At 67.6% G+C, this 22905-nt stretch carries 20 protein-coding genes and 1 pseudogene; 11 read left to right on the plus strand and 10 right to left on the minus strand.

The features are described from left to right. From ABD901_RS56145 to ABD901_RS56160, 4 genes are all read right to left on the minus strand, one after another. Positions 1-403, minus strand: a 403-nt coding sequence (locus ABD901_RS56145; RefSeq protein ID WP_345144187.1) for a sigma-70 family RNA polymerase sigma factor, incomplete at its 3' end; no start/stop codon positions are given. 613 nt (positions 404-1016) lie between these two features. Then, positions 1017-3155 (minus strand): TolB family protein, encoded by a 2139-nt coding sequence (locus ABD901_RS56150; protein WP_345144144.1) that lies wholly within the window; start codon positions 3153-3155, stop codon positions 1017-1019. Between the two features lie 381 nt (positions 3156-3536). Then, complete coding sequence (locus ABD901_RS56155) at positions 3537-4271, minus strand: phosphotransferase enzyme family protein (RefSeq protein WP_345144147.1); 735 nt, start codon at positions 4269-4271, stop codon at positions 3537-3539. Between the two features lie 10 nt (positions 4272-4281). After that, positions 4282-4845: a TetR/AcrR family transcriptional regulator gene (locus tag ABD901_RS56160; protein WP_345144149.1), complete on the minus strand. Its 564-nt coding sequence runs from the start codon at positions 4843-4845 to the stop codon at positions 4282-4284. A 54-nt stretch (positions 4846-4899) separates the two neighbouring features. Here ABD901_RS56160 and ABD901_RS56165 point away from each other — a divergent pair, with 54 nt between their 5' ends. Next, entirely contained in the window at positions 4900-5379 is a 480-nt protein-coding gene (locus ABD901_RS56165; protein ID WP_345144152.1) for a DUF1772 domain-containing protein, read from the plus strand. 146 nt (positions 5380-5525) lie between these two features. On the opposite strand, the gene ABD901_RS56170 is transcribed toward ABD901_RS56165, so the two are convergent. The 3 genes from ABD901_RS56170 to ABD901_RS56180 form a co-directional block, all read right to left on the minus strand. After that, positions 5526-5663, minus strand: a complete 138-nt coding sequence (locus ABD901_RS56170) for a hypothetical protein (protein ID WP_345144154.1) — start codon at positions 5661-5663, stop codon at positions 5526-5528. Between the two features lie 146 nt (positions 5664-5809). Further along, positions 5810-7408 (minus strand): TolB family protein, encoded by a 1599-nt coding sequence (locus tag ABD901_RS56175; protein ID WP_345144157.1) that lies wholly within the window; start codon positions 7406-7408, stop codon positions 5810-5812. 1200 nt (positions 7409-8608) lie between these two features. Next, on the minus strand, positions 8609-9199 hold the full coding sequence (locus ABD901_RS56180; protein WP_345144159.1) for a TetR/AcrR family transcriptional regulator: 591 nt from the start codon (positions 9197-9199) through the stop codon (positions 8609-8611). 68 nt (positions 9200-9267) lie between these two features. Here ABD901_RS56180 and ABD901_RS56185 point away from each other — a divergent pair, with 68 nt between their 5' ends. Both ABD901_RS56185 and ABD901_RS56190 read left to right on the plus strand, forming a co-directional pair. Beyond that, entirely contained in the window at positions 9268-10041 is a 774-nt protein-coding gene (locus tag ABD901_RS56185; RefSeq protein ID WP_345144162.1) for an oxidoreductase, read from the plus strand. A gap of 33 nt (positions 10042-10074) precedes the next feature. Then, positions 10075-10443, plus strand: coding sequence for a VOC family protein (locus tag ABD901_RS56190; RefSeq protein WP_345144165.1), 369 nt, complete (start codon positions 10075-10077; stop codon positions 10441-10443). Positions 10444-10602: 159 nt separating this feature from the next. Here ABD901_RS56190 and ABD901_RS56195 read toward each other — a convergent pair whose 3' ends face one another. Both ABD901_RS56195 and ABD901_RS56200 read right to left on the minus strand, forming a co-directional pair. Continuing rightward, positions 10603-11553 (minus strand): L,D-transpeptidase, encoded by a 951-nt coding sequence (locus tag ABD901_RS56195; protein ID WP_345144167.1) that lies wholly within the window; start codon positions 11551-11553, stop codon positions 10603-10605. Positions 11554-11909: 356 nt separating this feature from the next. Beyond that, positions 11910-12263, minus strand: coding sequence for a histone-like nucleoid-structuring protein Lsr2 (locus ABD901_RS56200; protein ID WP_345144169.1), 354 nt, complete (start codon positions 12261-12263; stop codon positions 11910-11912). 627 nt (positions 12264-12890) lie between these two features. On the opposite strand from ABD901_RS56200, the pseudogene ABD901_RS59480 reads away from it, so the two are divergent. After that, positions 12891-12983 (plus strand): annotated as a pseudogene (locus tag ABD901_RS59480) (hypothetical protein); the annotation flags it as partial. A 341-nt stretch (positions 12984-13324) separates the two neighbouring features. Further along, positions 13325-15439, plus strand: coding sequence for a choice-of-anchor D domain-containing protein (locus ABD901_RS56205; RefSeq protein ID WP_345144171.1), 2115 nt, complete (start codon positions 13325-13327; stop codon positions 15437-15439). Positions 15440-16456: 1017 nt separating this feature from the next. Here ABD901_RS56205 and ABD901_RS56210 read toward each other — a convergent pair. Next, a complete protein-coding gene (locus ABD901_RS56210; RefSeq protein WP_345144173.1) occupies positions 16457-17455 on the minus strand; it encodes a DUF5937 family protein in 999 nt (332 codons plus the stop codon). Here ABD901_RS56210 and ABD901_RS56215 point away from each other — a divergent pair. The 6 genes from ABD901_RS56215 (at position 17441) to ABD901_RS56240 (ending at position 22802) form a co-directional block, all read left to right on the plus strand. After that, positions 17441-18529 carry a hypothetical protein gene (locus ABD901_RS56215; RefSeq protein ID WP_345144175.1) on the plus strand — a complete coding sequence of 363 codons (1089 nt, stop codon included), beginning with the start codon at positions 17441-17443 and terminating at the stop codon, positions 18527-18529. The two genes, ABD901_RS56210 and ABD901_RS56215, sit on opposite strands and share 15 nt — an antisense overlap. Positions 18530-18549: 20 nt before the next feature. After that, entirely contained in the window at positions 18550-18711 is a 162-nt protein-coding gene (locus ABD901_RS56220) for a hypothetical protein (RefSeq protein WP_345144177.1), read from the plus strand. Beyond that, positions 18702-19211 carry a SigE family RNA polymerase sigma factor gene (locus ABD901_RS56225; protein WP_345144179.1) on the plus strand — a complete coding sequence of 170 codons (510 nt, stop codon included), beginning with the start codon at positions 18702-18704 and terminating at the stop codon, positions 19209-19211. The genes ABD901_RS56220 and ABD901_RS56225 overlap by 10 nt, the downstream gene beginning before the upstream one ends. Beyond that, a complete protein-coding gene (locus tag ABD901_RS56230) occupies positions 19208-20236 on the plus strand; it encodes an LCP family protein (RefSeq protein ID WP_345144181.1) in 1029 nt (342 codons plus the stop codon). Before ABD901_RS56225 ends, ABD901_RS56230 begins: the two co-directional genes overlap by 4 nt. Positions 20237-20262: 26 nt before the next feature. Beyond that, on the plus strand, positions 20263-20391 hold the full coding sequence (locus ABD901_RS56235) for a hypothetical protein (RefSeq protein ID WP_345144183.1): 129 nt from the start codon (positions 20263-20265) through the stop codon (positions 20389-20391). Positions 20392-20873: 482 nt separating this feature from the next. After that, the gene (locus ABD901_RS56240) at positions 20874-22802 is read left to right on the plus strand and encodes an AAA family ATPase (protein WP_345144185.1); all 1929 of its coding nucleotides are present in this window, start codon (positions 20874-20876) and stop codon (positions 22800-22802) included. Positions 22803-22905 lie beyond the last annotated feature (103 nt).

Here is a 22905-nt window from a genome sequence, read left to right on the forward strand (position 1 = left end):
TGATCGGCAGATCCGCGAGATAGTGCAGAATCACCGCCCGGCGCTGCTGCTCCGGCAACCGCGACAACGCCTGCGCAAGCGCCACCCGGTCCGGGCTCGGCGCCGCCACATGCTCCTCACGATGCCGACGCGCGAACGCCATCGCCGTACGAGCCCGCCGCCACCGGCTGGTCGCCAAATTCCACGCAACCCGACGCACCCAACCCGCCGGATCACCCAACTCAGCGACACGCTTCCACCGCGCCAACGCCCGGCAGAACGCCTCCTGCACCACATCCTGCGCCGCAGCCATATCACCGGTATAGGCAAACAACTGCACCGTCAGCGGCCGGAAGTACGCCGCATAAAACTCATCGAACCCCCCAGCGCCGGCAGGCGGTCCGCTGTCCGACGGACACTCCACGCTGCCCCCGTCAAGCAAGGTGCTCACACTGCCCTTCCTCCCCATCAGCGACCGACCAACCGGCCGTACGCCGACAACACGCCACAGCGGAACAAGAGGTTGCAGTGAATCTTCTGTCGCCCAGGCGACAGTTGCGCGTATCCACCATCGCCGTGAGCTCGCCGCCGCGCCGCCGACAAGCGGTGGGACAACTCCGGATACGTGTGCGCCACCGCCCGGCCCGTCCTCGCCACCGCCAAAGGGGTGCGGACAAGGTCCGCCGCCGCAACCGGCCGACCGGCCCGCCCTGAGCAGCCGACAAGTATCCACTGTCCACATCGGACCGACAGGCAGGCTGAAACAGCTGGTCAAGTGGAGGGCCGCCAGGGACTCGAACCCTGAACCTACGGACTAAAAAGCAACGCCGGGTCGAGCGTTGACGTCGTCGTCGACGTGGCCGGACGGTTCGACTACTTCCCGTACCCGCTGCCGACGGGTGTGATAGCTCGCAGCGCGTCGGCCGCGAACAAGCCCCCGATTGCCCGGCCGTCGTACCAGTGCAGCCACAGCTAGCGCCCTACCGGGCATACGGCGAGGTCTCCGGTAGCTGCCTACCGGAGACCTCGCCCGTTTGCTAGAGCCGTTTGATCTGTGTCGGTGACTGCGCCGTCGGGGTCACCGGCGCGGAGGTACTCCAGCCCGACGCTGTCGAAGACGGGTACTGGTAGAAGGTTCCGACGACATCCACGACCACGTCGCAGTAGCCGCCGGCGTTGAAGACGTTGAACTTGTCGTCCGCGCCGATCATGGTCTGCACCGCGTTCGGCACGATCGAGCCCGCCGTCGGGTTCAGGTTGGACGTACCCGGCCTCCCGGCCCCGGACGGCCACACCGTCACATACGTGGCCGAGGTCGGCAACACCGCGGTCACGTTCGTCGCCAACGCCCACGTGTCAACGCTCGCGATAGAGCCCGGTGCCGCAATCGACGCCGTAGCCCCCGGCCCGAGCCGCGACGGCCACCCCTGCCCGCTACGGGTGTCCGCGATCCGGGTCGGCACAATCGGGGTGAACCGCAACCCGCCCGGCAGCGAACCGTCGTCGTAGTAGCCGACGATGTCGACGATGATGTGCGCGTTGGTGCTGGTGTACACACCGATCGACGGCAACCCGGTAGCACTGCCACAGTCACCGCACGGCGTGGTCGGCACCACCGCAAAGTTCGGCACCGTAGCGTTCGGCGTGTAGTTCAGCGTCGACGTGTTCGGCAAACTCCCCGAATAACCGTTCCAAGCCGTCAGATACCCGCCCCCGGTCGGCTGGGTCGCCGTCACGTTGACCGCGAACGCCCGCACATGCGGATCGATCGTGGTATTCCAGGACGCGACAGAGTTGATGTAGTACCCGGCCGGGACCCGACCGATCCCCCAATCCCGGGTATCGGTCAACCGGACCGGCTGAGCCAACGGGTGATACTGCCCGCCCATATAGCCCGAACAGCAGTCGTGGCCCTGCGTGTAATAGCCGAACACATCCGCAATCAGCTGCGTCGGGCCGCCCGCGTTGTACAGATCCACCTTGCCGTTCGCGCCGACCTTCACCGTCACCGAGTTCGCCCCGGTCCACCCCTTGGCGTAGTTGAGCGAAGACGCCGTCGGGCGAGCCACACCGGTCGGGTACACCGTGACGTACCCCCCGGCAGTGGGCTCGGTCACGGTCACGTTCAACACGACCGTCGAAGCGTCCGTGGGCACCCCGCCCGCACCGGTGACCTGCAGGCTCACCACGCCACCGTTGCCGACCGCACCCTTCGGCGCCCCCTGACCGGAACGGGTGTCCATGATGCGGTACGGCGACATCGGATAGTAGGTGCCGCGATCAGTGGGCGGCATGGGCGGCTTGGGCGCCGAGGGGTTGATGGGCTGCCAGGAGGGCGAGCCCCAGCTCCAGGCGAGCCAGACCGTCTCGGTCTTGGCTGCCATATCGAAGATCTCTGTGTCCTGACCGTTGGGCCCGCCGTTGCTGTAGTACGCGATGCGAGTGCCCGACGGAGACCACACCGGAGCCCCATGGTGCTTGTTCTGCGTGGCTCCCGTGGTGGTGAGCTGGGTGACTCCGGAGCCGTCGATCGCAGATTCGAACAGATCGTCCCCGTACGTGGACGTTCGACTGAAGACGATCTTGGTGCCGTCCGGCGAGATGTCCCCGTCGGATGCGTTGTCGAGCACCTTGTGCGCAGTACCGGTCGTCTTGTCGTAGAGCCAGACCTGACTTGGCGACGACGTGCACGAGTGCGTGAATGCGATCAGGTTTCCGTGAGCGAGCGGATGATGGTCAGCGCATCCCGTGTCAGTTGCGAACAGCGGGGTCTTGGACCCGGTGCCGAGCACCGACGCGACGTAAAGCTGTGTACGGCTGGCGATGTTGTCGCTCGGGTAGTCAGCGAACACCAGCTTGGTGTTCGAGTCGTACCATGTGGGACCCTCTGAGTACGTGGTGTTCGGGATCCGCACCTGGCTGGTGCCGTCCGGGTCGCTGACCACGAGACCGGCGGTTCCGGCGTAATTCTGCCAGGCGATGCGGCTGCCGTCGGACGACCAGGTCGTGTATCGCGCCGAGGACAACGGAGTCGGCACGTGCTGTCCCGTTCCGTCGGCGTTGCCGATGTACGTGCCGTAGTCCGATGACGTCGCCAGGAGACCATCGGTCCCCGGCTCCGTGGCGTTCGCGGTGGCGGGCTGAAGAGCAACGAAACTCCCTGTCACCGCGAGCATGGACAGGGCGATTGCAGTGATGCGAGGTGAACGCATTGTGGTGAAACCCCCGCTTGAGGCGAATGTGCGGCCGCCGCGCGTCCCGCGCGTGAGCAGCCGCCTGAATCTTGCGACCTGCACCGCGCGACGTCAATGTCAGCCGATATAGAGAGCCCGATCGGCCGAGCCCAGGTCCTGATCCCGGCCCGGGGTTTCACAGGCTGTGGGTGCCAATTCAGCCTGATTCCACCCCGACCCTGGAAAGCGCGTCGCCGAGTGCGCCGGGCCGTGCGATCTGCGCCTGGCTAGGCGGGCCGCCGAGTTCTGCTGCGAGTTGCTGCAGGCCCCAGATGGCCAGCGGTTCCCACGGCTCGTCGAATGCACCTGTCCTCGAACGCGTTCTCAGACCGCTCGAACTTCGGCGAGCCGCTTGACTGCGTACTCGTCGCCCCAGCAGACGGCGGCTTCCCATGCGGCCGACGCTTGCGCGGCGATGTCGTACGCGCCGTCGTCGAGACCGGCGGCGTTGTCGGGCAGCACGAGGTCGAGGACGGGGACGTCGACGTGCGACTCGTCCCAGTCGATCAGCGCGACCTGATTGGCGGTCATGCGCACGTTGCCGGGGTTGTTGGGGTTGCCGTGCACGACGCATGTCTGACGTCCGGCGAGCCGCGCCCACGCTGCCCGGCATCGAGCAACACCCTCAGCGGGCATCGCGCCGAGGTCGATCCTCGTCCCGGTCTCGGCGTGCAGGAGGTCGGTCGACGATCGCCAACCTGGGCGCTGCGGCCAGCCCTGCGTCAACCGATGCAGCTCGCGGAGCGTGCCGGCCACGCGACGCCAGTCGGCCTGCGTCTCGGGCGGTCCGCCATCCATGTAGGTCATCACCACCAGACCGTCGGCGAACAGCCGGCCGTCCGTCGTCGGGATCGGCACCGGCACGGTCAGACCTTCACGGTCGAGGTGTTGCAGGAGCGCGGTCTCCCACGCCAGATCAGCATCGCTCCTGACACCGAGACGACCGACCGCGAGGTGCCCGTTGACCCGCACGCTCCACACGTCGTTGGCGACTCCGCCGGCGAGCGGTTCGATGCGAGCGACGTCGTCACCCCACTGCCCGAGTGCCTCCCACCCCACGGGCCAGATCTTACGGGGTTCCACTGCACGCGGACCCCGGCTGTCCGCGCCCGAGCAGGCCGATCAGCATTTCGACACGGGCCGTCTCGTGGTCGGGCCGCAGCCGGCCGTGCCGGGACAGGTCAGCCAGGCCGTGCAGCGCGCTCCACAAGACCTCCGCCCCAGTCTCGTCGCCCATGGTGGACAGCAGCGGGCCGAACCCGGCACGCAGCGGCTCGGGCGTGGTCGGCCGAGCGAACTCCAGGTCGGTCGGCATCGAGAACATCGCCTCGTACGTCGCCGGCTGCGAGCGGGCGAAGTCGAGGTACGCCGCGCATAGCCCGCCCAGATCGCCCGCCGACGTCAAACGCTCGGCGAGCCGGGCGAAGCCGGCCAGTGCCACCGCCCGAATGATGCCGTCGCGGCCGTCGGGGAAATGGCTGTACAGAACCGGCTGGCTGAAGCCGATCGTGTCGGCAAGCCGTCGCACGGTCACCGCCGGCCACCCGTGCACCTCGGCAATCTCCCGCGCCGCGTCGACGATCCGATCCCGCCGGCCGGCACGGGCCAGTTGCGCCTTCGTTGGGGCCTTCACATCCCGATCCTAGCAGTGCTAGATTCCTAGCATCGCTAGATTCCGGGAGGGATTATGACCGTGCTCCTCGACGTCCTCGCCACCGCCGCCGCGCTGGCCACGGCCGTCATCTTCGGCACCGACACGCTCGGCGCGCTGGTCATGCGCCCGACGTACGCCGCGCTCGACGACGCCACCATGACCCGCGTCGTGGGCCTGTCCCACCGCTACGGCAACGCCCGCATGCCCCTGCCCGGCATCCTCAGCGTGGTCGCCGGCGCCGCAACCGCGCTCACCGCTTTCCTCACCGGCCGCCCGGCCGCCGGCGTCGCCGCGGGGATCGCACTGCTCCTGCTGCTGGTCTGGCTGGTCCTGTTCAACCGGATCTCGCTCCCGATCAACAAGGCCTTCATCGAGGCAGCCGAGGCCGGCCGGGTACCGCCCGGCGCACGCCAGCTCCAGGAACGGTGGGACTCGATCATCAACCTGCGCGCGGCCCTCCAAGGAACCGCACTGCTCGGCTTCTGCCTCACACTCGCCCTCGCAGCAGCCTGACACACCGAGGCGCCGGCCCCGCCAGGCCGAACGCTCCAGTCCTACCGTCTACGGGGCGGTGTCAGATCCGGCCGGTGCCGGCCACCCGAGCCTTGCGCCACCGCGTTACCACCGAGATAACCCGGTGCGCGGCGGGCCCAGTAAGGTCAGGCGATGCGCTGCGCCGCCGCGTGCCGGACCTCGTCGTCCTCGACGGGTCGTCGCGCAGCCCGGCCAGCCAGCGGCGGTGCGGGCGAGGCGTTCAGCCGTCTTGCCAGGTCGATGACCGGAGTGCTGCTTCGCATGACATACCAACTAGCGGCAGTCGCCTAGCTCTGAGAGGTCCGGTCCGATCGGGTCAGCGGGCGTGAGCAGCTTCAGCGCAAGCAGGTCTGAACCCGGTAACGCGTCCGCGGCGCGAGACATCAGACGCGTTACCGGATTCGCCGTGCTAGGGCCTTTTGAACTGCATCGGCGGCTGCGCGGGCGTCACCGGTGCGGGGGCCAACTGGCTGCTGGCCGCCGCCGACGCCGACGCCGAAGGCGGGTACTGATAGAAGGTTCCGACCACGTCGACGACCACGTCGCAGTAGCCGCCGGCGTTGAAGATGTTGAACTTGTCGTCCGCGCCGATCATGGTCTGCACCGCGTTCGGCACGACCGATCCGGCCGTCGGGTTCAGGTTGGACGTGCCCGGCCTTGCCGCTCCGGACGGCCAGACCGTCAGGTACGTGGCCGAGGTCGGCTGCACCGCGGTCACATTCGTCGCCAGCGCCCACGTGTCGACGGTCGCAATCAAGGCCGGTGGCTTGATCGATGCCGTGGCGCCCGGCCCGAGCCGCGACGGCCAGCCATCAGCGCTGCGGGTGTCCACGATCCGGGTCGGCACGATCGGCGTGAACCGCAGCCCGCCGGGCAGCGTACCGTCGTCGTAGAACCCGACGATGTCGACGATGATGTGCGCGTTGGTGCTGGTGTAGACGCCGATCGACGGCAGCCCGCTGGCACTGCCGCAGTTGTTGCACGGCGTGGTCGGGACCACCGCGAAGTTCGGCACGGTGGCGTTCGCCGTGTAGTTCAGTGTCGACGTGTTGGGCAGGCCGCCCGTGTACCCGTTCCAGGCCGTCAGGTAACCGCCCCCGGTCGGGTCGGTGGCCGTGACGTTGACCGCGAACGCACGCACGTGCGGATCGATGCTGCTGTCCCAGGACGCGACGGAGTTGATGTAGTTCCCGGCCGGGACCCGGCCGATCCCCCAATCCCGGGTGTCGGTCAGCCGGACCGGCTGAGCCAACGGGTGATACTGCCCGCCCGAGTAGACCGAGCAGCAATGGCCCTGCGTGTAGTAGCCGAAGACATCCGCGATCAGGTGCGCCGGACCGCCTGCGTTGTACAGATCCACCTTGCCGTTCGCGCCGACCTTCACGGTGACCGAGTTGGCCCCGGTCCAGCCCTTCGCGTAGTTGAGCGACGAGGCCGTCGGCCGGGCCACACCGGTCGGGTAGACCGTGACAAATCCCGGGCCGGTGGGCTCGGTGACCGTCACATTCAGCACCACCGTCGAGGCGTCGGTGGGCACACCACCCGCACCGGTCACCTGCAGGCTCACCGTGCCGCCGTTGCCAACCGCACCCTTCGGCGCGCCCTGACCGGAGCGGGTGTCCATGATGCGGTACGGCGACATCGGGTAATAGGTGTCGCGATCATCCAGCCGCGTAGGCGGCTTCGGCGCCGAGGGGTTGATGGGCTGCCAGGAGGGAAAGCCCCAGCTCGAGGCGAGCCAGACCGTCTCGGTCTTGGCTGCCATATCGAAGATCTCCGTGCTGTTGGACCAGCCGATGCTGTAGTACGCGATGCGAGTGCCCGACGGGGACCACACCGGTTGCTCATGGCGCTTGTTCTGTGTGGCTCCCGTGGTGGTGAGCTGAGTGACTCCGGAGCCGTCGATCGCAGACTCGAACAGATCCTCCCCGTACGTGGACGTAGGTCGACTGAAGACGATCTTGGTGCCGTCCGGCGAAATGTCCCCGTCGGATGCGTTGTCGAGCACCTTGTGCGCCGTACCGGTCGTCTTGTCGTAGAGCCAGACCCGAGGTGCACAAGCGCGTGAATGCGATCAAGTTTCCGTGAGCGAGCGGATGAGCGTCAGAGCATCCCGTGTCCGTTGCGAACAGCGGGGTCCTTGACCTCGAGCCGAGCACCGACGCGACGTAAAGCTGTGTATCGCTGGTGGTGTTGCTCGAGTAGTCAGCGAACACCAGCTTGGTGTTCGAGTCGTACCACGTGGGACTCTCTGAGAAGGCGGTGTCCGGGATCCACACCTGGTTGGTGCCGTCCGGGTCGCTGACCACGAGACCGGCGGTTCCGGGTAATTCTGCCAGGCGATGCGGCTGCCGTCGGACGACCAGGTCGTGTATCGCGCCGAGGACAACGGAGCCGGCACGTGCTGTCCCGTTCCGTCGGCGTTGCCCATGTATGTGCCGGCGTTCGATGACGTCGCCAGCAGACCATCGGTCCCCGGCTCCGTGGCGTACGCGGTGAGGGGCTGAAGAGCAACGAAACTCCCTGTCACCGCGAGCATGGACAGGGCGATTGCAGTGATGCGAGGTGAACGCATTCTGGTGAAACCCCCGCTTGAGCCGAATGTGCGGCCGCCGCGCGTCCCGCGCATGAGCAGCCGCCTGAATCTTGCGACCTGCACCGCGCGACGTCAATGTCAGCCGACACGGAGAGCCCGACAGGCCACTCTCGCTTTGCCGCCTAGGAGTATTCGTTGACCAGTCCATTGAGGACATCTCTACCGTGCGGCGCCCTCCTCGAAAGCGAAGAGGGCGCCGCACGGAGTCACGGACCTATGTGGGGCGTGCTGGACGTCGGGCGGGCCGCGTCGGCCGGCCACACGCTCAGGTACGTGCCCGTCGTGGGCTGGACGCCGTTGATGTTGAGCGCCACAGCAGTGCGTCCCGCCGGCGAACGCGATCTCGTGACGGCGGCCGATCCGGCCCAACCCACTGATCGCCGCCTCCAGAAACTCGGGGCGCTTCAATACATGCACCCGCGGCGACCTTGGCTTCCGCTCATGCCGCCGTCCGTGCACGCCAACCTGACCGCACGCGGTCACTCCGCGTAGGTATCAGCCCTAGATTGAGCACCCCGCGCGGCGCCCGGAGATGCCGAGAAGCGGATGTCTGATCAGGGGCTGAGCGAGCCGACGAACGGATGCTCACCTCGTCCTACGGTGTGCGTCGACTCAGCCTGCGTTGGGCGCGCCGAACCGCAGGCCGTCGAAGAGGATCGCCGTAATGCGCACGGCTTCGTGCTTCCAGCCGTCCGTGGCGTGCATTCTGCAGACGCCTCCCAGCGCGCGCAGCATGGTGCGTCCGCTGACGTCGCCACGAATGGTGCCTGCTGCCGCGCCCGCCGTGAGCAGCTGATCGAGAGCGTGTGCCATCTGCGTGCGGGCGTCGTCGAAGACCGGTGAATCCGTCGCCATGATGCTCTCCAGTGCGACGGCCATCCCTTTGCCCACGGCTGCGTGCTCCACGAGCAGCAGCAGGAAGCGTCGCAGGGCCTCGTCCGGGGCGTGCCGGTCGAGCAGGTCCGCGGGGGCGGCGCACAGCTCGTCGACCTCCCGGCGATAGACCTCCTCGACCAGGGCTTCGCGGGTCTCGAAGTGGCGATAGAGCGTTCCGACCGCCACGCCGGCTCGCCGGGCGATCTCTTCCACTCCAGCGTCGGCCTCACCGTCGAGGAACGCCTCCCGCGCTGCAGCCAGGAGCGACTCGCGGTTACGTCGCGCATCAGCACGCAACGGACGTGACGACGACAACACTACCTCCATAACGTGAGTCCGACTCCGTTTATGCTACGTTTCCGGAGTCGGACTCACCTTACTGGACGGGTTGCCTCATGACATTCCCCGCAGACGGCCTCAGCGGCCTTCGCGTGCTGGTCACCGGCGGCAGCCGAGGCCTCGGCGAGGCGACCGCCCGCCGCTTCGCCGCAACCGGCGCGACGGTGCTGACCGCCTCACGCAGCGCACCTCCGGCAGATCTGCCGGCCACCTTCATCCCGGCGGACCTCGCGACCGAGCAGGGAGTCGCGGATCTCGGCCGGCGGGTCATCGACAGCGTCGGCGGGGTGGATGTGCTGGTCAACAACGCGGGCGCCGCGAGCGCCCCGGCGCCGACTTTGCAGCGATCCGACGAGTCGTGGCATGCGGACCTGGCGATGAACCTGCTCAGCGCCGTCCGGCTCGACCGGGCTCTGGTCCCGGGAATGGTCGAGCGGGGCTCCGGCGTCGTCGTGCACGTCTCGTCGATCGCGAGCCGGTTGCCGCAGCGCACCGAATCGTCCTATGCCGCGGCGAAGGCGGCCCTCAACGCGTACAGCCGCGAACTGGCGACCGAGGTGGGACGGCACGGAGTGCGGGTCGTGTGCGTCCTCCCGGGCTTCGTCGTCACCGAAGGCGCCGCCGAGCACCTGCAGCGGATCGCCGATCAGCAGGGCACCGGCGTGGAGAACGTCACGCAGCAGATCGTGGATCACCTGAACGTGCCGATGGGCCGGCCAGGCGATCCCGAGGACGTAGCGGAGATGATCGCGTTCCTCGCCTCCAAGCGCGCGAAGTGGCTCACGGGAGCCGAGTTCCGCGTCGACGGCGGCATCATCCCGGTGGTCTGAGCCCCAAACCGAGCAGGCAGGAAGAGAACGAGCATGAACATCAACCTCAGCGCCGTGATCATCGACGCCGGCGAACTGGAAGCCGAGAGCGCGTTCTGGCACCAGTTGCTGGGCGGCTCGATCGCGAAGACCCCAACCCACCATTTCCTGCGCACCGACGGGTTCCCCGCATTCGTGATCCAACTGGCTCCGGGACACGTCCCCCCGCAGTGGCCGCAGGGCAACGCCCAGCAAATGCATGTCGACCTGACGACGGACGACCTCGCGGCCGCGGACAGGCTGGCTCTCGAAGCCGGTGCACGCCGGCTGGAGCCCACCGACGACGTCGACCCCGCCGCGCAGAAAGGCGGCCGGGTCTACACCAGCCCGGCCGGGCACCCCTTCTGCCTTCGATCGGCCTGAGTACCGCCGGGCGCCCGGAAACAAGACGCCGTCATGAGGTCGCGCCGTCCAGTGCCCATCGCTTGCAGAGGCCCGATGCGCGGATCTGCCGCGACACGCGTGCTGGAAGGCGTCGCGGCCGTCTGCGGGTTGCGATGTCGACGTTCGCCCGTAGGTGCGTCAGTTGGCCGGCACCGCGCCGCCCGCCTGCCAGGTGTTCCAGGGCACGTTCCAGTCGCCGTACCCGTCCCAGGTCGGCATCGTCGGGCCTCCGGTGTTGGTGTAGGTAATCGGGTCACCGACCTGGGCGAAGTCGAAGTACGCCTTGGCGTTTGCCTCGGTCAGGTTGGTGCAGCCGTGGGAGGTGCTGCGCTGGCCGATGTTGCCGCCGTTCCAGCTGGCCGAGTGGACGTACTCGCCGGAGTTGGTGACCCGTACCGACCACGGCACCTGCTCGTCATAGCCGTCGCCGACCATGCGTTCGACCGCCTTCTTCTCCATGACGACCTTGGTGCCGTTGAACGTGGGGGTACTCGCCTTGCCCAGCGACACCGGGAAGTCGAAGACCTGCTTGCCGTCGGAGGTCACGACCATCCGCAGGGTCTTGCCGTCGACCTTGCCGACGTTCGCCGGCCCGGTCTTCATGTCGAGGGTCAGGCTGTTGTCGTACACCAGCCCGGCCCCGCCCGACTTGCCCTTCGTGTCGAGGTTCATGGCGACCTCGGCGTGCGCCGGCCAGAACTCGGCCGGGCGGTAGTGTGCCTCGATCGGGTAGCCGGCGTAGATCGCGGACTTCTGGAAGTACCACGCGCCCTGGGCCGGCGCCCCGTTGACGGTGACCTGGGTCGCCGCGTCGAAGTCCTTGGCGCTGGTGATCGACGCCGACAGGTACGCGATGATCGGCATGCCCACGCCGTACGTCGCCCCGTCCTTCTCGTACAGACGCACGTGCACCGGCTTACCGCTCGGCGCCGGCGACACCGAAGGCGACGCGCCCCCGGCCGGCTGCTGGCCCGGCGACGGCGCCCCCGACCACGAGGCCTGCGGCGCGGAGTTCCCGCCGCACGCCGTCAACCCGAAACCAAGGCCGACGAGCAGCGCCGCCACCCGCACGCGGTGAGAAGATCGCATAACCACGACGATGCCCCTTATGCACGCCCGCCGCCACCGCTGTCCGGCTCGACCACATCACAATCAGGCCGGATCGAACCTCACTGCACTGTCAGCACGCGGAACGTCCCTTTCAGCCTTCGCCCGGACCTTCACCCCTCAGTACGGCCGGACGACGGCTTTGATGCAGCGGCAAGCCTTGATCAGCGGCACGCTCATGCCGCAAACATCGCGCGCTGGCCCTTGACGGCGTTCCCGCAGCTCACAGGCTTTCTGTCGGCCCGACGTGCCGGGGGAGCTCGTCGACCCGCTGGCCGGCCTTGAGCGGAACGTTGTGCGCGCTCGACCACGCCGACGACTGTGGAGGCCAGCTGTACCTACCGGCCGTTGGCGGCCCGGTACTGATCAATAATTTCCTGCTTGAGCCGGCCCAGCATCGACACCTGCAAGCCTTGTGCGGCCGCCCACTCCCGAATCGCACGATTCTGGTCACGGTCACCGCCTGGCCGGCCGCCGCCCCGAACGGAATCTCTCACGAATGGCACCGCCGCCCCTTGACGGCTCCGCCGCCCCGCTCGAATGAAACCGGCGAGCTCCTCGCGCAGCCGAGCGGCATTGGCGGCGGACAAGTCGATCTCGTACAACACCCCGTCGACACCGAACCGGACCGTCTCCGCAGCGGGCGTGCCGTCGAGGTCATCGACGAGCTCCCGAACGATGCGCCTCGCCATGCCAACTCACCCTCTCGGCCCATGCCTCGAACGCGCATCTGACGCTGCGAAACGACGCCCGCGCCAGATCGTACGGACCCTAACGTAAGCCACCCACTGGCGCAGTGCATGGCCATGCACGCCATCGACGCCGGTGCCCGAGCGGCCAGATCGCGCACTGACCGACGATCGCTGTGCGCGACGGGCAAGTTCACCGGGCTACGGTCGTCCGCTTCGTGGTTGCTCGCCGGTTGCTCGAGAGTTGAGCAACGAGCCTCATGGACCACCCGGCGGCCTGACCCGCAAGATCCTCGGACCGGGACCAGGCGCCATGGCATGACGTCTGAGCTGGGCAAACGTCGGTGATGGGAAAGTCGTTGCGGGCATCTGCGACTGGCCCGGTACCCTATAACCCTCGGGCTGCTAGCTCAATGGCAGAGCAGTGGACTTTTAATCGTCGGGAATCGCAATTACGGGCCCCATGGCACCGCGATTTACCTGCGTAAACGTGGAATCCGACTGTCCATTGTGGATTTGGATTGCTCCAAGGTTGCTCGGCTGTTTAAGTGGCGGTCCGTCTGTGCCCGTCCGGGTGTAGCCCAGCCGATCACCGACGCGGCGCCGGTGTACCCGGCCGTGCTCGACGAGGTGGTTCCGTCGGCATGGCACCACGTCGAACGGCATGCCAACAACCGGGTAGAAGCGGACCACAGCGGGCTGAAACAGCGGCTCAGACGGATGCGCGGGCTACGGACCAACCGGACCGCGCAGGCAATCGTCGCGGACACGCGTTCATGCAGAACCTTCGCCGCGGACGCTACGAACTCGGCCCCGACGCCCCGCACGGACTCCGTGTCGCCGCAGCGTTCAACGAGCTCGCCACCGCCATCTGAAAGACCGGCCACCCTCACCCCAACGCGTCCTCTGATCGGCAAATGCAACAGCGCCCGTTGCCGCGTCGCCGCAGACGCATCGCGCGGTCGGCAAACATCTATCGGCCCCGAATGGCCGATTGCATCGAGGCAGGAAGATCATTACGGTCTGCCCGTTGTTGCAATATGAACGACCAAACGGGGAGTCAAATGCGCCTTCTGCGCAAGTTTGGTGTACTGCTCGGGACGGTAGCCCTCGCCGTGACGGCTTTGCCCGCTGTGGCCAACGCGGCTGGGCCAACCGCCCCGTACGACGCCTTCACCATCGGCGGGCGCTGGAACTCCAGTCTCGATCCCAGCAACGCCACCTTCGGCCTGCACAGGTACAATCCAATCGATGGCTTCGATGCCTTTTGGTTCGGGGCCGACCAGTCCGGCCAGCACAGCTTCCAAGTCTCGATGTCCGCGCCGGCCGGGCAGACATTCGGCATCGGCTCGTTTCCCACCACCCTGCGGGGCGACGCGACGCACTACGCGATGGCGGTGAGCGATTTCGCCGTACAATGCACCGATTCGACCGGCTTGCTGACCGTCTACGCCTTGACCCGCGACCCGGCGACGCAGGACGTCACATCGTTCGCGGCCAGCTACTACGAGGCCTGTCACGGATCGAGTGGCGAGTCCGAATCGTACGGCGAGATCCGCTGGCACTCGGACAAGGCCTATGTGGGCGGCGCCCAGTCGCCCAACTACCTCAACTTCGACACGGTCGACCTGGGGCACAGCTCCCAGGTTCAGACGGTGACGATCACGTCTACGGGCAGTTCGGCCCTCGAGCTCGGCGCCGCCTCAATCGGCGGAGCGATGCCGGCCGCATACACGATCAGCGCCAACACCTGCACCGGTACCATGCTGGTGTACGGGCAAAGCTGCACGATCAGCGTCAAGGGCCAGTCGGTCGCAGCCGGTGCCCAGCCGGCGTTTCTCCAGGTGCTAGACAACACCACGTTCGGGAAGCGCCAGATCGGCCTGGGCATGACCGGGCACCTCGGCGCCGAGGGCACGTACAGACCCATGGACCCGGTCCGTTTGCTCGACACCCGGGAGGGCAACGGCGCGCCGAAGGCGCCGCTCGGCGGCGGCCAGACGCTACATCTGCAGGTGACCGGGCGCGGTGGCGTGCCATCGAGCAAGATCTCGGCGGTCGTGTTGAACGTGACCGTGACCGCTCCGACCTCGGCGGGTTACCTCACCGTCTACCCGGCCGGTGTCACCCGCCCGACGGCGTCGAGTCTGAACTTCCCAGCGGGGTGGACGGGCGCCAACTCGGTCACCGTGCCGGTCGGCACCAACGGTCAGGTCGACATCTTCAATGCCGCCGGCAATGTCCATGTCATCGCCGACGTGCTGGGCTACTACAACGCTTACGACGACACCCACCCCCAGGTTCAAGCGTCGGGCGGGCAGTACTACCCGACCCAGCCGGTGCGACTGCTCGACAGTCGTGACCCGGCGTTCGGCGGACCGCTGGCTCCGTTCGAATACGTGCGGATCCCGTTCAACTACACCTCGAAGGACAACTTCAAAATCCAAGCCCTCGCCGTGAACATCACCGCGGTCAACCCGACCATGGGCGGGTATGTGACGGCATGGAACGGCGTTGGTTCGCCACCGACCGCGTCGACGCTGAACTTCACGAAGGGTTCGGTGGTGCCGAACTTCGCGATCGTGCCGACCACGTGGTGTTCGGAGTGCGGCGGCTACATGTCGATCGGTGTCGCCAACCTGTCCGGTGGCAGCACGCACATCGTCGTGGACATCTTCGGTTTCTACGATGACGGTCAGCCGACCCTCGAGATCCCGAACGGCCTGCGGTTCCATCCGTTGACCCCGACGCGGATCGTCGACACGCGGGACGGGCTGGGTGCGAGCACGTTCACCGGTGCCGGCACCAAGACGGTCGCCGCCCCGGCAACGGTTGCCGGTGACAACACGTATGCACTCGTGAGCAACGTGACCGGGGTCGACCCGGCGAACTCGACGTACCTGAGCCTGTGGGCGACGGGCAAGAGCCAACCGACGGTGAGCAACCTGAACCTAACCCCGCACGAGGTCCGGCCCAATGCGGCTTTCGTGAACGTCGGCCCGGGCAACAAGTTCAACATGTTCAACGCGGCATGGAAGGTCGACGTCGTCATCGACGTGTCCGGCACATTCGAATTGGAGCCCGGAACGGCTACGTCCGCCCAGAGCAGCAGCCTTGACCGACCGGGTCCGCTACAGATCAGTACGGCCGGCACGCCCCAGCGGCTGACGCTGCGGTAGATCGGCAGACGCTCGCTGTGGCTTGCTCCGAACCGGAGCAAGCCACAGCGTGAGGCTGCCGCCATGACGCGCTGCAGCGGCGCCTGCAGCGCCTCCGCGGCGGCGACATCGCGCTGGTTCGCCTCGACGGCGATCCGGCCGGCGCGGGACATGCCGAGCATCAGACCGCCACTCTCCTTCGCGGCCATGAACTCCAGGACAGCCGATCCCAACACCACCAGCCGCGGCTGCCACGGGTTATGCACGGGCTGGTACATCATCAGGGCCAGGTGCAGCTCGCTCGCCGCCTCGGACAGTTCCGGCGTCGCCTCTTCGCCCTTCGTGTTGGCCGCCGAAGCGCGCTCACGGGTCCGTTGCCGCTCGTTGTACCGCTGAGTCAGCACGACACCGCCGAGGCCTGCGGTGACGGTGCACACGCCGGTGACCAGCTGCGGCAACACGGGCGCCAGAGCGGCGAGAACACTAGCGACAACGCTCATGGTCAACAGGGTGAGCTAGCCCGTCGACATCGCCCGACATGTCACACCGGAGATTCAGCGGACGGCTCCCCGCCGTCTGGGGGTCAGGGGCAGCGGCACGACGACGAACCACATCCGGCTCGGTTCGTTGACGCCCCGCCCGAGCAGTGGGGTCTGCAGTTCGTGCTCGACAGCCGTCAGCCGGATGCTCGAGGCCGGCCGCTGGTTCGCGGATCGGACATGGGCGGTGGAGGGCTCGCCGGGATCGCATGAGCGTGCGCTGGATTCAGCGATTTACCTGCGGAAACATGCGATCTAACTGTCCATTGTGGATTCGGATTGCTCCAAGGTTGCTCGGCTGTTGAAGTGGCCGTTTGTCCGGACTCATCCGCGTACAGATCGCTGCATCCGGTCGCGTCCAAACGACCCGACACGCCAAAGACTTTCACGTGCCAAGTCGGCGGGCAGCGGGTCCGGTTCGCACCGGCCGATCGGGCGGCATGCCGGCGATTCCCATGTCGCGGTCGGTCCTGTCAAGAGGCGCCGCCTGGCGCCCGGCTCATTCGGCTTCGAGTAGGAGGTCCGCGACCGGGGCGCGGCTGTAGAGCACGAAGCGCCCGTCGCGGCGGGCGGTGACGATACCGGCGGCGTGCAGCGCCTTGAGGTGCGCGTTCAGCGTAGGTGCGCTGAGCGCGAGCTGCGTCGCGAGCTGTGACGTGGCCATCGGCAGGTCCAGCAGTCGTAGCAGGTCGGCTCTGGTACGCCCGATTACCTCGGCCAGGGCGGCGTGGCGCGACGACGGATGGTGTTCCCAGAGCCGGCCGACACCACGGGGTGAGTACGAGACGGTCACCGGATATGGCTGCGCGGTGCGAACCATTACATCTGGCCACGCGAACGCGCACGGCACGAGCAGTACGCCGCGACCGTCGGCGGACGCGTCACCGTCGTAGTACTTCTCGATGTGCAGCGTCATGTCGTCGAAACGCACAGACGGATGGAGGCTTCGCAGCAGCGCGTCAACGCCGCCGTCCGCGAGCTGCTCGAGCCGGTACGCGATGTCGTCCTGCAGCAGGGCGTGCAGCCGTACCCAGAACGGTGCCACCGCCACCTGCCAGTAGGCATCCAACGCCTGCGCGATGCCCGTCAGAGCGGCCTCGGGATCGTCCGCGAGCTTGTGTAGCAGCGCGACCCGTGCGTCGCGTCCCGGCCCGCGTTGAGCGACCGGGTGGCCGGCCAGGTGGATCAGCTCGCTTGCCACCTGCACCGGGTCGACGTCCGCGAGTCCGGTCAGCGCCGTGGGGAAGGCGACGTTGCGCCGAGCGGGCGCCGGGACGAGGAAGTCCGGCAGGTAGCCGGCCGGACGGACGAGGGCGGTCAACAGCCCGAGATCCACGCCGCCAAGCCGGCTGCGCACGTGTTCCCGCCAGGGCTGGTGCAGGTGCCAGCGGCGCGACGTGTCGGTCAGGGTGCGCAGGCTCGTCACCGCCTCCCACAACGGCGACGAGGCGAACCTGATCCGACGCGTATCGGCGGAGCTGAGATGCAACCGGATCACGACCGTAGATTAGGCCACAGCCTAATCGTCGACCACCCCGCGTCCGGCCGCGACGCTCTCTGTATGACAACAGGAATTCACGAAGCGTACGACCGGGTGCACCGCTACGGACCCGAGTACGGCGGGGACGAAGAGGGCAACCACGGCATGACCAACCACGCTCCGATGGCCGCCGAGGTCATCGTACGGCGCGGCCTGGACATCAACATCGACCACTGGCTCGACCGGTACGAACGTCGCCTCGACGAGCGTCCGCCGGCCGGTGACCCGATCGCGGATTGGCGGGAAGCACTCGGTGATCACCGTCGGCTGCCCGCCTGGACCGGCTTGTTCGCCAGCGAGCTGCGCGATCGTCGATGGACCGACGTGCTCACGCAGTGGTGGCCGCGGTTGTTGCCCGGCATGGTGGCCGGCTCGACGCACGGCGTCATCCGCGTGGGGCACGCGGTGCGGACGTTACGGACCGGCGACAGCGAACCTGCGCTCAACGAGCTCGCCAATGGGCTGGCGTTCTGGGCCGCGCGCTACCGCCCGCTGCCGGTGAGCCGCCACGAGGTCGCCACCGACCCGCGTACGGCGCTCGACCACGTCCCGCGCCTCGCGGACCAGTCCGGCCTCATCGCGCATCGCATCGGCCGGCTCGGCGAACTGCCGCCGAGACCGGCGGGTGACGACCCGATGCGGCAGCTGACCAGCCTGGTCGATGCGGCCACCCGCGCGTACCTCTCCTACGGACCGGCCGCGCCTGTCCTGCTGGTGCACACCGCGACCGCCCCCAACGCCGTCGCCCACATACTGCCGGTGCTACCGCGGGACCTGTGGGCGGCCAGCTATGCCACATCGTGGTCCGCCGTCGCGGCCATCGTGGCGATGTACGCACCGGCCGAGGGCGTCGACGTCGCGGGCGGCGACCCGGGCACCGCGAGCGCGGTGCTCGACCGCGCCGCGGGACACGGCGATGAGCACGTTCTCAAGTTCACCGATACCGCCGTCGAGGCGTACGAGCGGCGACCCGACCCCGACCTGTTGCGGGCGGCACAGCTCGCCGGCGCACTGATCAGCACACCGCACTGACACCCTCAAGGAGAACCGAGATGAGCAAGGTGATCGTAGGTCTGTCGACGTCACTGGACGGCGTCGCCAGCGGAACGTCCGAAACGGACTTCTGGGACATGCACAACGCCGTGGATTCTGGCAATGCAGCGGGCAATGTTGGAACCGCCTCCACACGTCTGACAGTCAGGAGGTGGATGTGACGTACGAGGACTTCGTCAACTCCCGGCTTGCGGCATTAGCCAGGTACGCCGTGATGTTGACGGGAGATCGGCATACGGCGGAGGACCTGGTGCAGGAGACGATGGTCCGGGCGCAGCTGCACTGGAAGAAGGTCTGCCGAGCCGATGTGCCCGAGCGCTACGTCAAGCGGATGATGGCGAATCTATACGTCGACTGGAAGCGCGGTCCCTGGTGGCGACGCGTGCTGCTACGTGGCGAACCCGATGAGGCGGTGCCCGTGTCGATCGACATCGCCGAGGGCGCCGCGGATCGCGACCTGCTGTGGACGGCCCTCGCAGGGCTGCCCCGTCAGCAGCGGGCCGCCGTGGTGCTGCGCTACTACGAGGACATGCCGGACGCGGAGATCGCCGAGGCGCTCGGCTGCACCGTCGGCACGGCGCGGGGCTACATCTCCCGCGCGCTGTCCACCCTCCGGTCCCGTCTGAGCGGCCGGGATCTCATTGCGGAAGGAGCACGGTGAACGACGACGACCTCCGGGCCGCGTTCGCTCGCCCGGAACTGGAGCGAATCGACATCGAGCGACTGCGCCGAGACATCGACGCGGAGGTGATACGCCGCCGCAAACGCCGCTCCACAATGCTGACGAGCGGCCTCGCGGGGCTGATCGCGCTGGTTATCGGCGTACCCACGGCGGTGTGGCTGGGGGTGGGCCTGGAACGGAACATCGGCCCCACCTCCCAGCGCGTGGCGGACGGCGTCACGCCCGCCCGCCCATTGAACCTGCTGCTGCTCGGCATCGATTCCTACGAATCAGGCCGATCTGACACGATCATGATTGTGCACGTCCCGGCCAGCGGTACACGGGTCGACCTGATCTCGATCGAGCGGGACGTGGTCACCGACGTACCCGGGCACGGCTCCGAGAAGATCAATAGCGCGTACCAGTACGGCGGGGTGGATCTGGCCACGAAAACGGTCGAGAACCTGACGGGAGTGCCGCTCGACGGCGCGGTCGTCGTACGCCTCGCCGCCGTCGAGAAGATCACCGACTCCGTCGGTGGTGTCCGTATCTGCCTGGAACACCAGGTCACGTCCATCCACACCGGGCGTGTCTACCCCACCGGATGCCAGACGATCGACGGTGCCGCGGCAGCGGACCTGCTCCGCCAGCGCCGGGATCAGCCGCTCGGCGCGTACGACCGGGATCGCAACGCGCAGCGCTTCCTCGCCGCGCTCGCAGCCAAGGTCACCACGCTGAACCTGATCACGGATTTCGAAAAGATCAACAAGCTGACCCGGATCGACGGGCTGACCGTCAACCTTGTCGGCGTCACACTGCCGCAGCTCTACCTGCGACTGAAGGACAGCAAGGCCAAGGACATCGTCGGGATAGGTGCACCCGAATTTCAGACCGTAATCAAGGACGGCCAGCCCAGCGAGGGATTGCCGAAGGACTCCGCCCAACTGTTCGCCGACATCCGAGCCGACACCGTAGACGCATTCGTGACCACGCATCCGAGCTGGGTGACGGTGATCCGGGTCTGATCGTCGTCGTCCTCGGCCGGAGCGGGATGAAATGCTCCGGACCGCGCGCCGAACTGCGGGCCGAGATGCAGCAGACGGTGCAGCGGATCCGCGAAACCGCCGAGCGCTCCGCCGTATCCGAGCAGGCGTCGCCGGACCGCACCGAGCGGGCGTGAGCGCGCCGGGTCAGGCAGCAGCACTGCTGCGGCTGGCTAACCTGGTTGCCCAGAGTTCTGCAGTTCGCGGCGAGGATCCCTCGCTCTCGACCATCCAGAAAGGACCCCCGTCGGCCACATGAGGCCAGCGCCAAGCGGATTCCGGGTGTGCATGCATCGGAATACCTGCTATGTGCGCGACCACACAACGCAAGGGCACAGTAAAGCCCAACGATCGGCTTGAATGGGCGTAAAGCGGAATCCGTCGGCCGTTCGGCGACGGCCGGCACCACTCCGTCCGCCAGGTTCGGTCCGATTGTCGAACTGTAGGAGTGGGTCGGGGTGTGCGGGCGGACCGGTGGTCCGTTCCGAGTGGATGACTTTGTCGATAGGTTCGGTTCGATTTGGTCCCTCGTCGACGCCGTCGGCAGCAGTTCTGGCCGGTGCGGGACCGGGGCCTGGCAGCGGACGGGTCGCACGCTAGTTGGGGTGGAGGCGGACCGATGGGGCTGTTCCTCGGTGTCGGGGTGGGCGAGTACGACCGGCACAAGCAGTTGCCGTGGTCGGTACATGATGTGGAGGCGGTGCGCGGCCTGCTGGGGGGCGACTTCGTTGGCGAGGTCGTGGTCAACCCGGACGAGGCCACGGCGCGGCAACGCCTGCGGGCGATCGAGGGGGCGGTGGCTGACGGCGGCGGGCTGCTGCTCATGTGGAGTGGTCATGCGTTGGGGTCGCCGGCGGACCTGCGGCTGCTGGCGCGAGATAGTGGTTCGAGCGCGGCGGCGGGGGTGGCGGCGCGGGATGTGACGGCGTACTGCGCGGTGTCGGGCGCCGGTCAGCTTTTGCTGATCTTCGATACGTGTTTCTCGGGTGAGGCGTTGCCGGCCGCGGCGGTGGCGGCGGAGGTGCTGCAGCAGCTCCAGCCGGCGGAGCGGTTGTGGGTGGGGGTACTGGCGGCGTGCCGGTCAGAGGAGACGGCGCAGGATGGACTGCTAGGGCAGCGGCTGCGTCAGCTGCTGGAGGTCGGGCCGGTAGATCCGGTGCTGCGGGTGCGGTGGTCGGTGCACAACGCGTGGCTGCGGGGTGATGACCTGTGTGATGCGGTGGTGAAGGAGTGGGGCAGCGATCGGCAGTTGCCGCAGTTCCAGTCGCGGGGTGATGCGTGGTGGCTGTTGCCGAATCCGTTGTATGACCCGGGGGCGCTGGAGCAGGTGGTGGAGCACCTGCTGCTGGCCGCGCGGGGTGGTGGCCGGGCAGATGAGCAGTCGTGGTTCACCGGCCGGGTGGTCGAGGTCGACCAAGTGGTGTCGTGGGTGCGGTCCGGGCAGCCCGGCGTGTACGTGGTGACGGGGTCGGCGGGTATGGGCAAGTCCGCAATCGTCGGACGGGTGGCCAGCCTGTCCAGCCCGGAAGAACGGTCACGGCTGCTGTCTGAAGGACGCCAGTGGACACACATCGATCCGGGCAAACAGTCGGTGGCCGCGCACGTGCATCTACGCGGACTGACTGCGGACCGGGCGGCGGATGAGCTGGCCGGGCAATTGGTGCGGCGGGGCGTGCTTGCGGCGCAAGAGGCCCGGCGGAACGCACCGGAACTGGTTGGTCAGGTCCAGCGGGCAGTCGAGGCTGGCACGTCGCCGCCCGTAATCGTGGTGGACGGACTGGACGAAGCGCGCAGCACAGCGTTCGAAATCGCCGAGGATTTGCTGCTGCGGCTCGCTCGGTATGCGGTGGTGATCGTCGCCACCCGCGACGTCCCACGCGTCGGCGGCGGGCCAGGGTTGGTGGAGACCCTCCAGCCTGGCCGGACGGCGCGGCTGGACCTGGACGACCCTGACGCTCAGGAGCGCACGGCCCGGGATGTGTGTGACTATGTGGCGCTGCGGCTGGCCGACGTCGATTCACAGATGGATGCTGATCTTGTCGCGGCCGAGGTCGCGGCGCCGTCATCCGGCGGCACCATGTCGCAGCGTCGGCCATTCCTGTTGGCGCGACTGGTGACGGACCAACTGCGGGCCGCACCTCTGGAGACGGCCGCAGGCGACTGGCAGGCCCGGATTGCCGGATCGATCGAGGAGGCGTTCGGGGCTGACCTGGCCGCCACGGATGGTGATGGCGCTTTGGCGCGCCACCTGCTGGCTGCGTTGACCCATGGCTACGGTGCTGGACTGCCGGAAGAGGAGTGGCTCACCGTCGCCAACGCGAGCCGTGATCGTGGCGACAGCGCGACGCTCCGTCGCGACGATCTTGGATGGATCTTGGAGCAGCTCGGCCGTTACGTGGTGCAGGACGGCGAGGGCGGAGTGGCCGTGTATCGGCTCGCGCACCAGAGCCTGGCTGACCTCCTGCGCCCGCCGTTTCGGCCCAGTCAGCGTACACTCTTCGATCAAACGGCCCTGCCCGTCGTTGCCCTGTCTGTCAGGGTCAGGTGAGACACAGTTCGGGCTTCCGTTCTGACCACCCATCAGGGCGAGACTGGACCAGATGACCGTGACCTTGACCGTTGCAGACTCCCCGACCGGCCTGACCGATGAT

This window comes from Dactylosporangium darangshiense, assembly GCF_039537565.1.
Classification (GTDB): domain Bacteria; phylum Actinomycetota; class Actinomycetes; order Mycobacteriales; family Micromonosporaceae; genus Dactylosporangium; species Dactylosporangium darangshiense.

Excerpts from the sequence above, each read along its gene's own strand:
- ABD901_RS56150 (WP_345144144.1), bottom strand. The coding sequence starts at position 3,155 with ATGCTCGCGGTGACAGGGAGTTTCGTTGCTCTTCAGCCCGCCACCGCG.
- ABD901_RS56165 (WP_345144152.1), top strand. The coding sequence starts at position 4,900 with ATGACCGTGCTCCTCGACGTCCTCGCCACCGCCGCCGCGCTGGCCACG.
- ABD901_RS56170 (WP_345144154.1), bottom strand. The coding sequence starts at position 5,663 with ATGCGAAGCAGCACTCCGGTCATCGACCTGGCAAGACGGCTGAACGCC.
- ABD901_RS56180 (WP_345144159.1), bottom strand. The coding sequence starts at position 9,199 with ATGGAGGTAGTGTTGTCGTCGTCACGTCCGTTGCGTGCTGATGCGCGA.
- ABD901_RS56185 (WP_345144162.1), top strand. The coding sequence starts at position 9,268 with ATGACATTCCCCGCAGACGGCCTCAGCGGCCTTCGCGTGCTGGTCACC.
- ABD901_RS56190 (WP_345144165.1), top strand. The coding sequence starts at position 10,075 with ATGAACATCAACCTCAGCGCCGTGATCATCGACGCCGGCGAACTGGAA.
- ABD901_RS56195 (WP_345144167.1), bottom strand. The coding sequence starts at position 11,553 with ATGCGATCTTCTCACCGCGTGCGGGTGGCGGCGCTGCTCGTCGGCCTT.
- ABD901_RS56200 (WP_345144169.1), bottom strand. The coding sequence starts at position 12,263 with ATGGCGAGGCGCATCGTTCGGGAGCTCGTCGATGACCTCGACGGCACG.
- ABD901_RS56205 (WP_345144171.1), top strand. The coding sequence starts at position 13,325 with ATGCGCCTTCTGCGCAAGTTTGGTGTACTGCTCGGGACGGTAGCCCTC.
- ABD901_RS56215 (WP_345144175.1), top strand. The coding sequence starts at position 17,441 with ATGCAACCGGATCACGACCGTAGATTAGGCCACAGCCTAATCGTCGAC.
- ABD901_RS56220 (WP_345144177.1), top strand. The coding sequence starts at position 18,550 with ATGAGCAAGGTGATCGTAGGTCTGTCGACGTCACTGGACGGCGTCGCC.
- ABD901_RS56235 (WP_345144183.1), top strand. The coding sequence starts at position 20,263 with ATGAAATGCTCCGGACCGCGCGCCGAACTGCGGGCCGAGATGCAGCAG.
- ABD901_RS56240 (WP_345144185.1), top strand. The coding sequence starts at position 20,874 with ATGGGGCTGTTCCTCGGTGTCGGGGTGGGCGAGTACGACCGGCACAAG.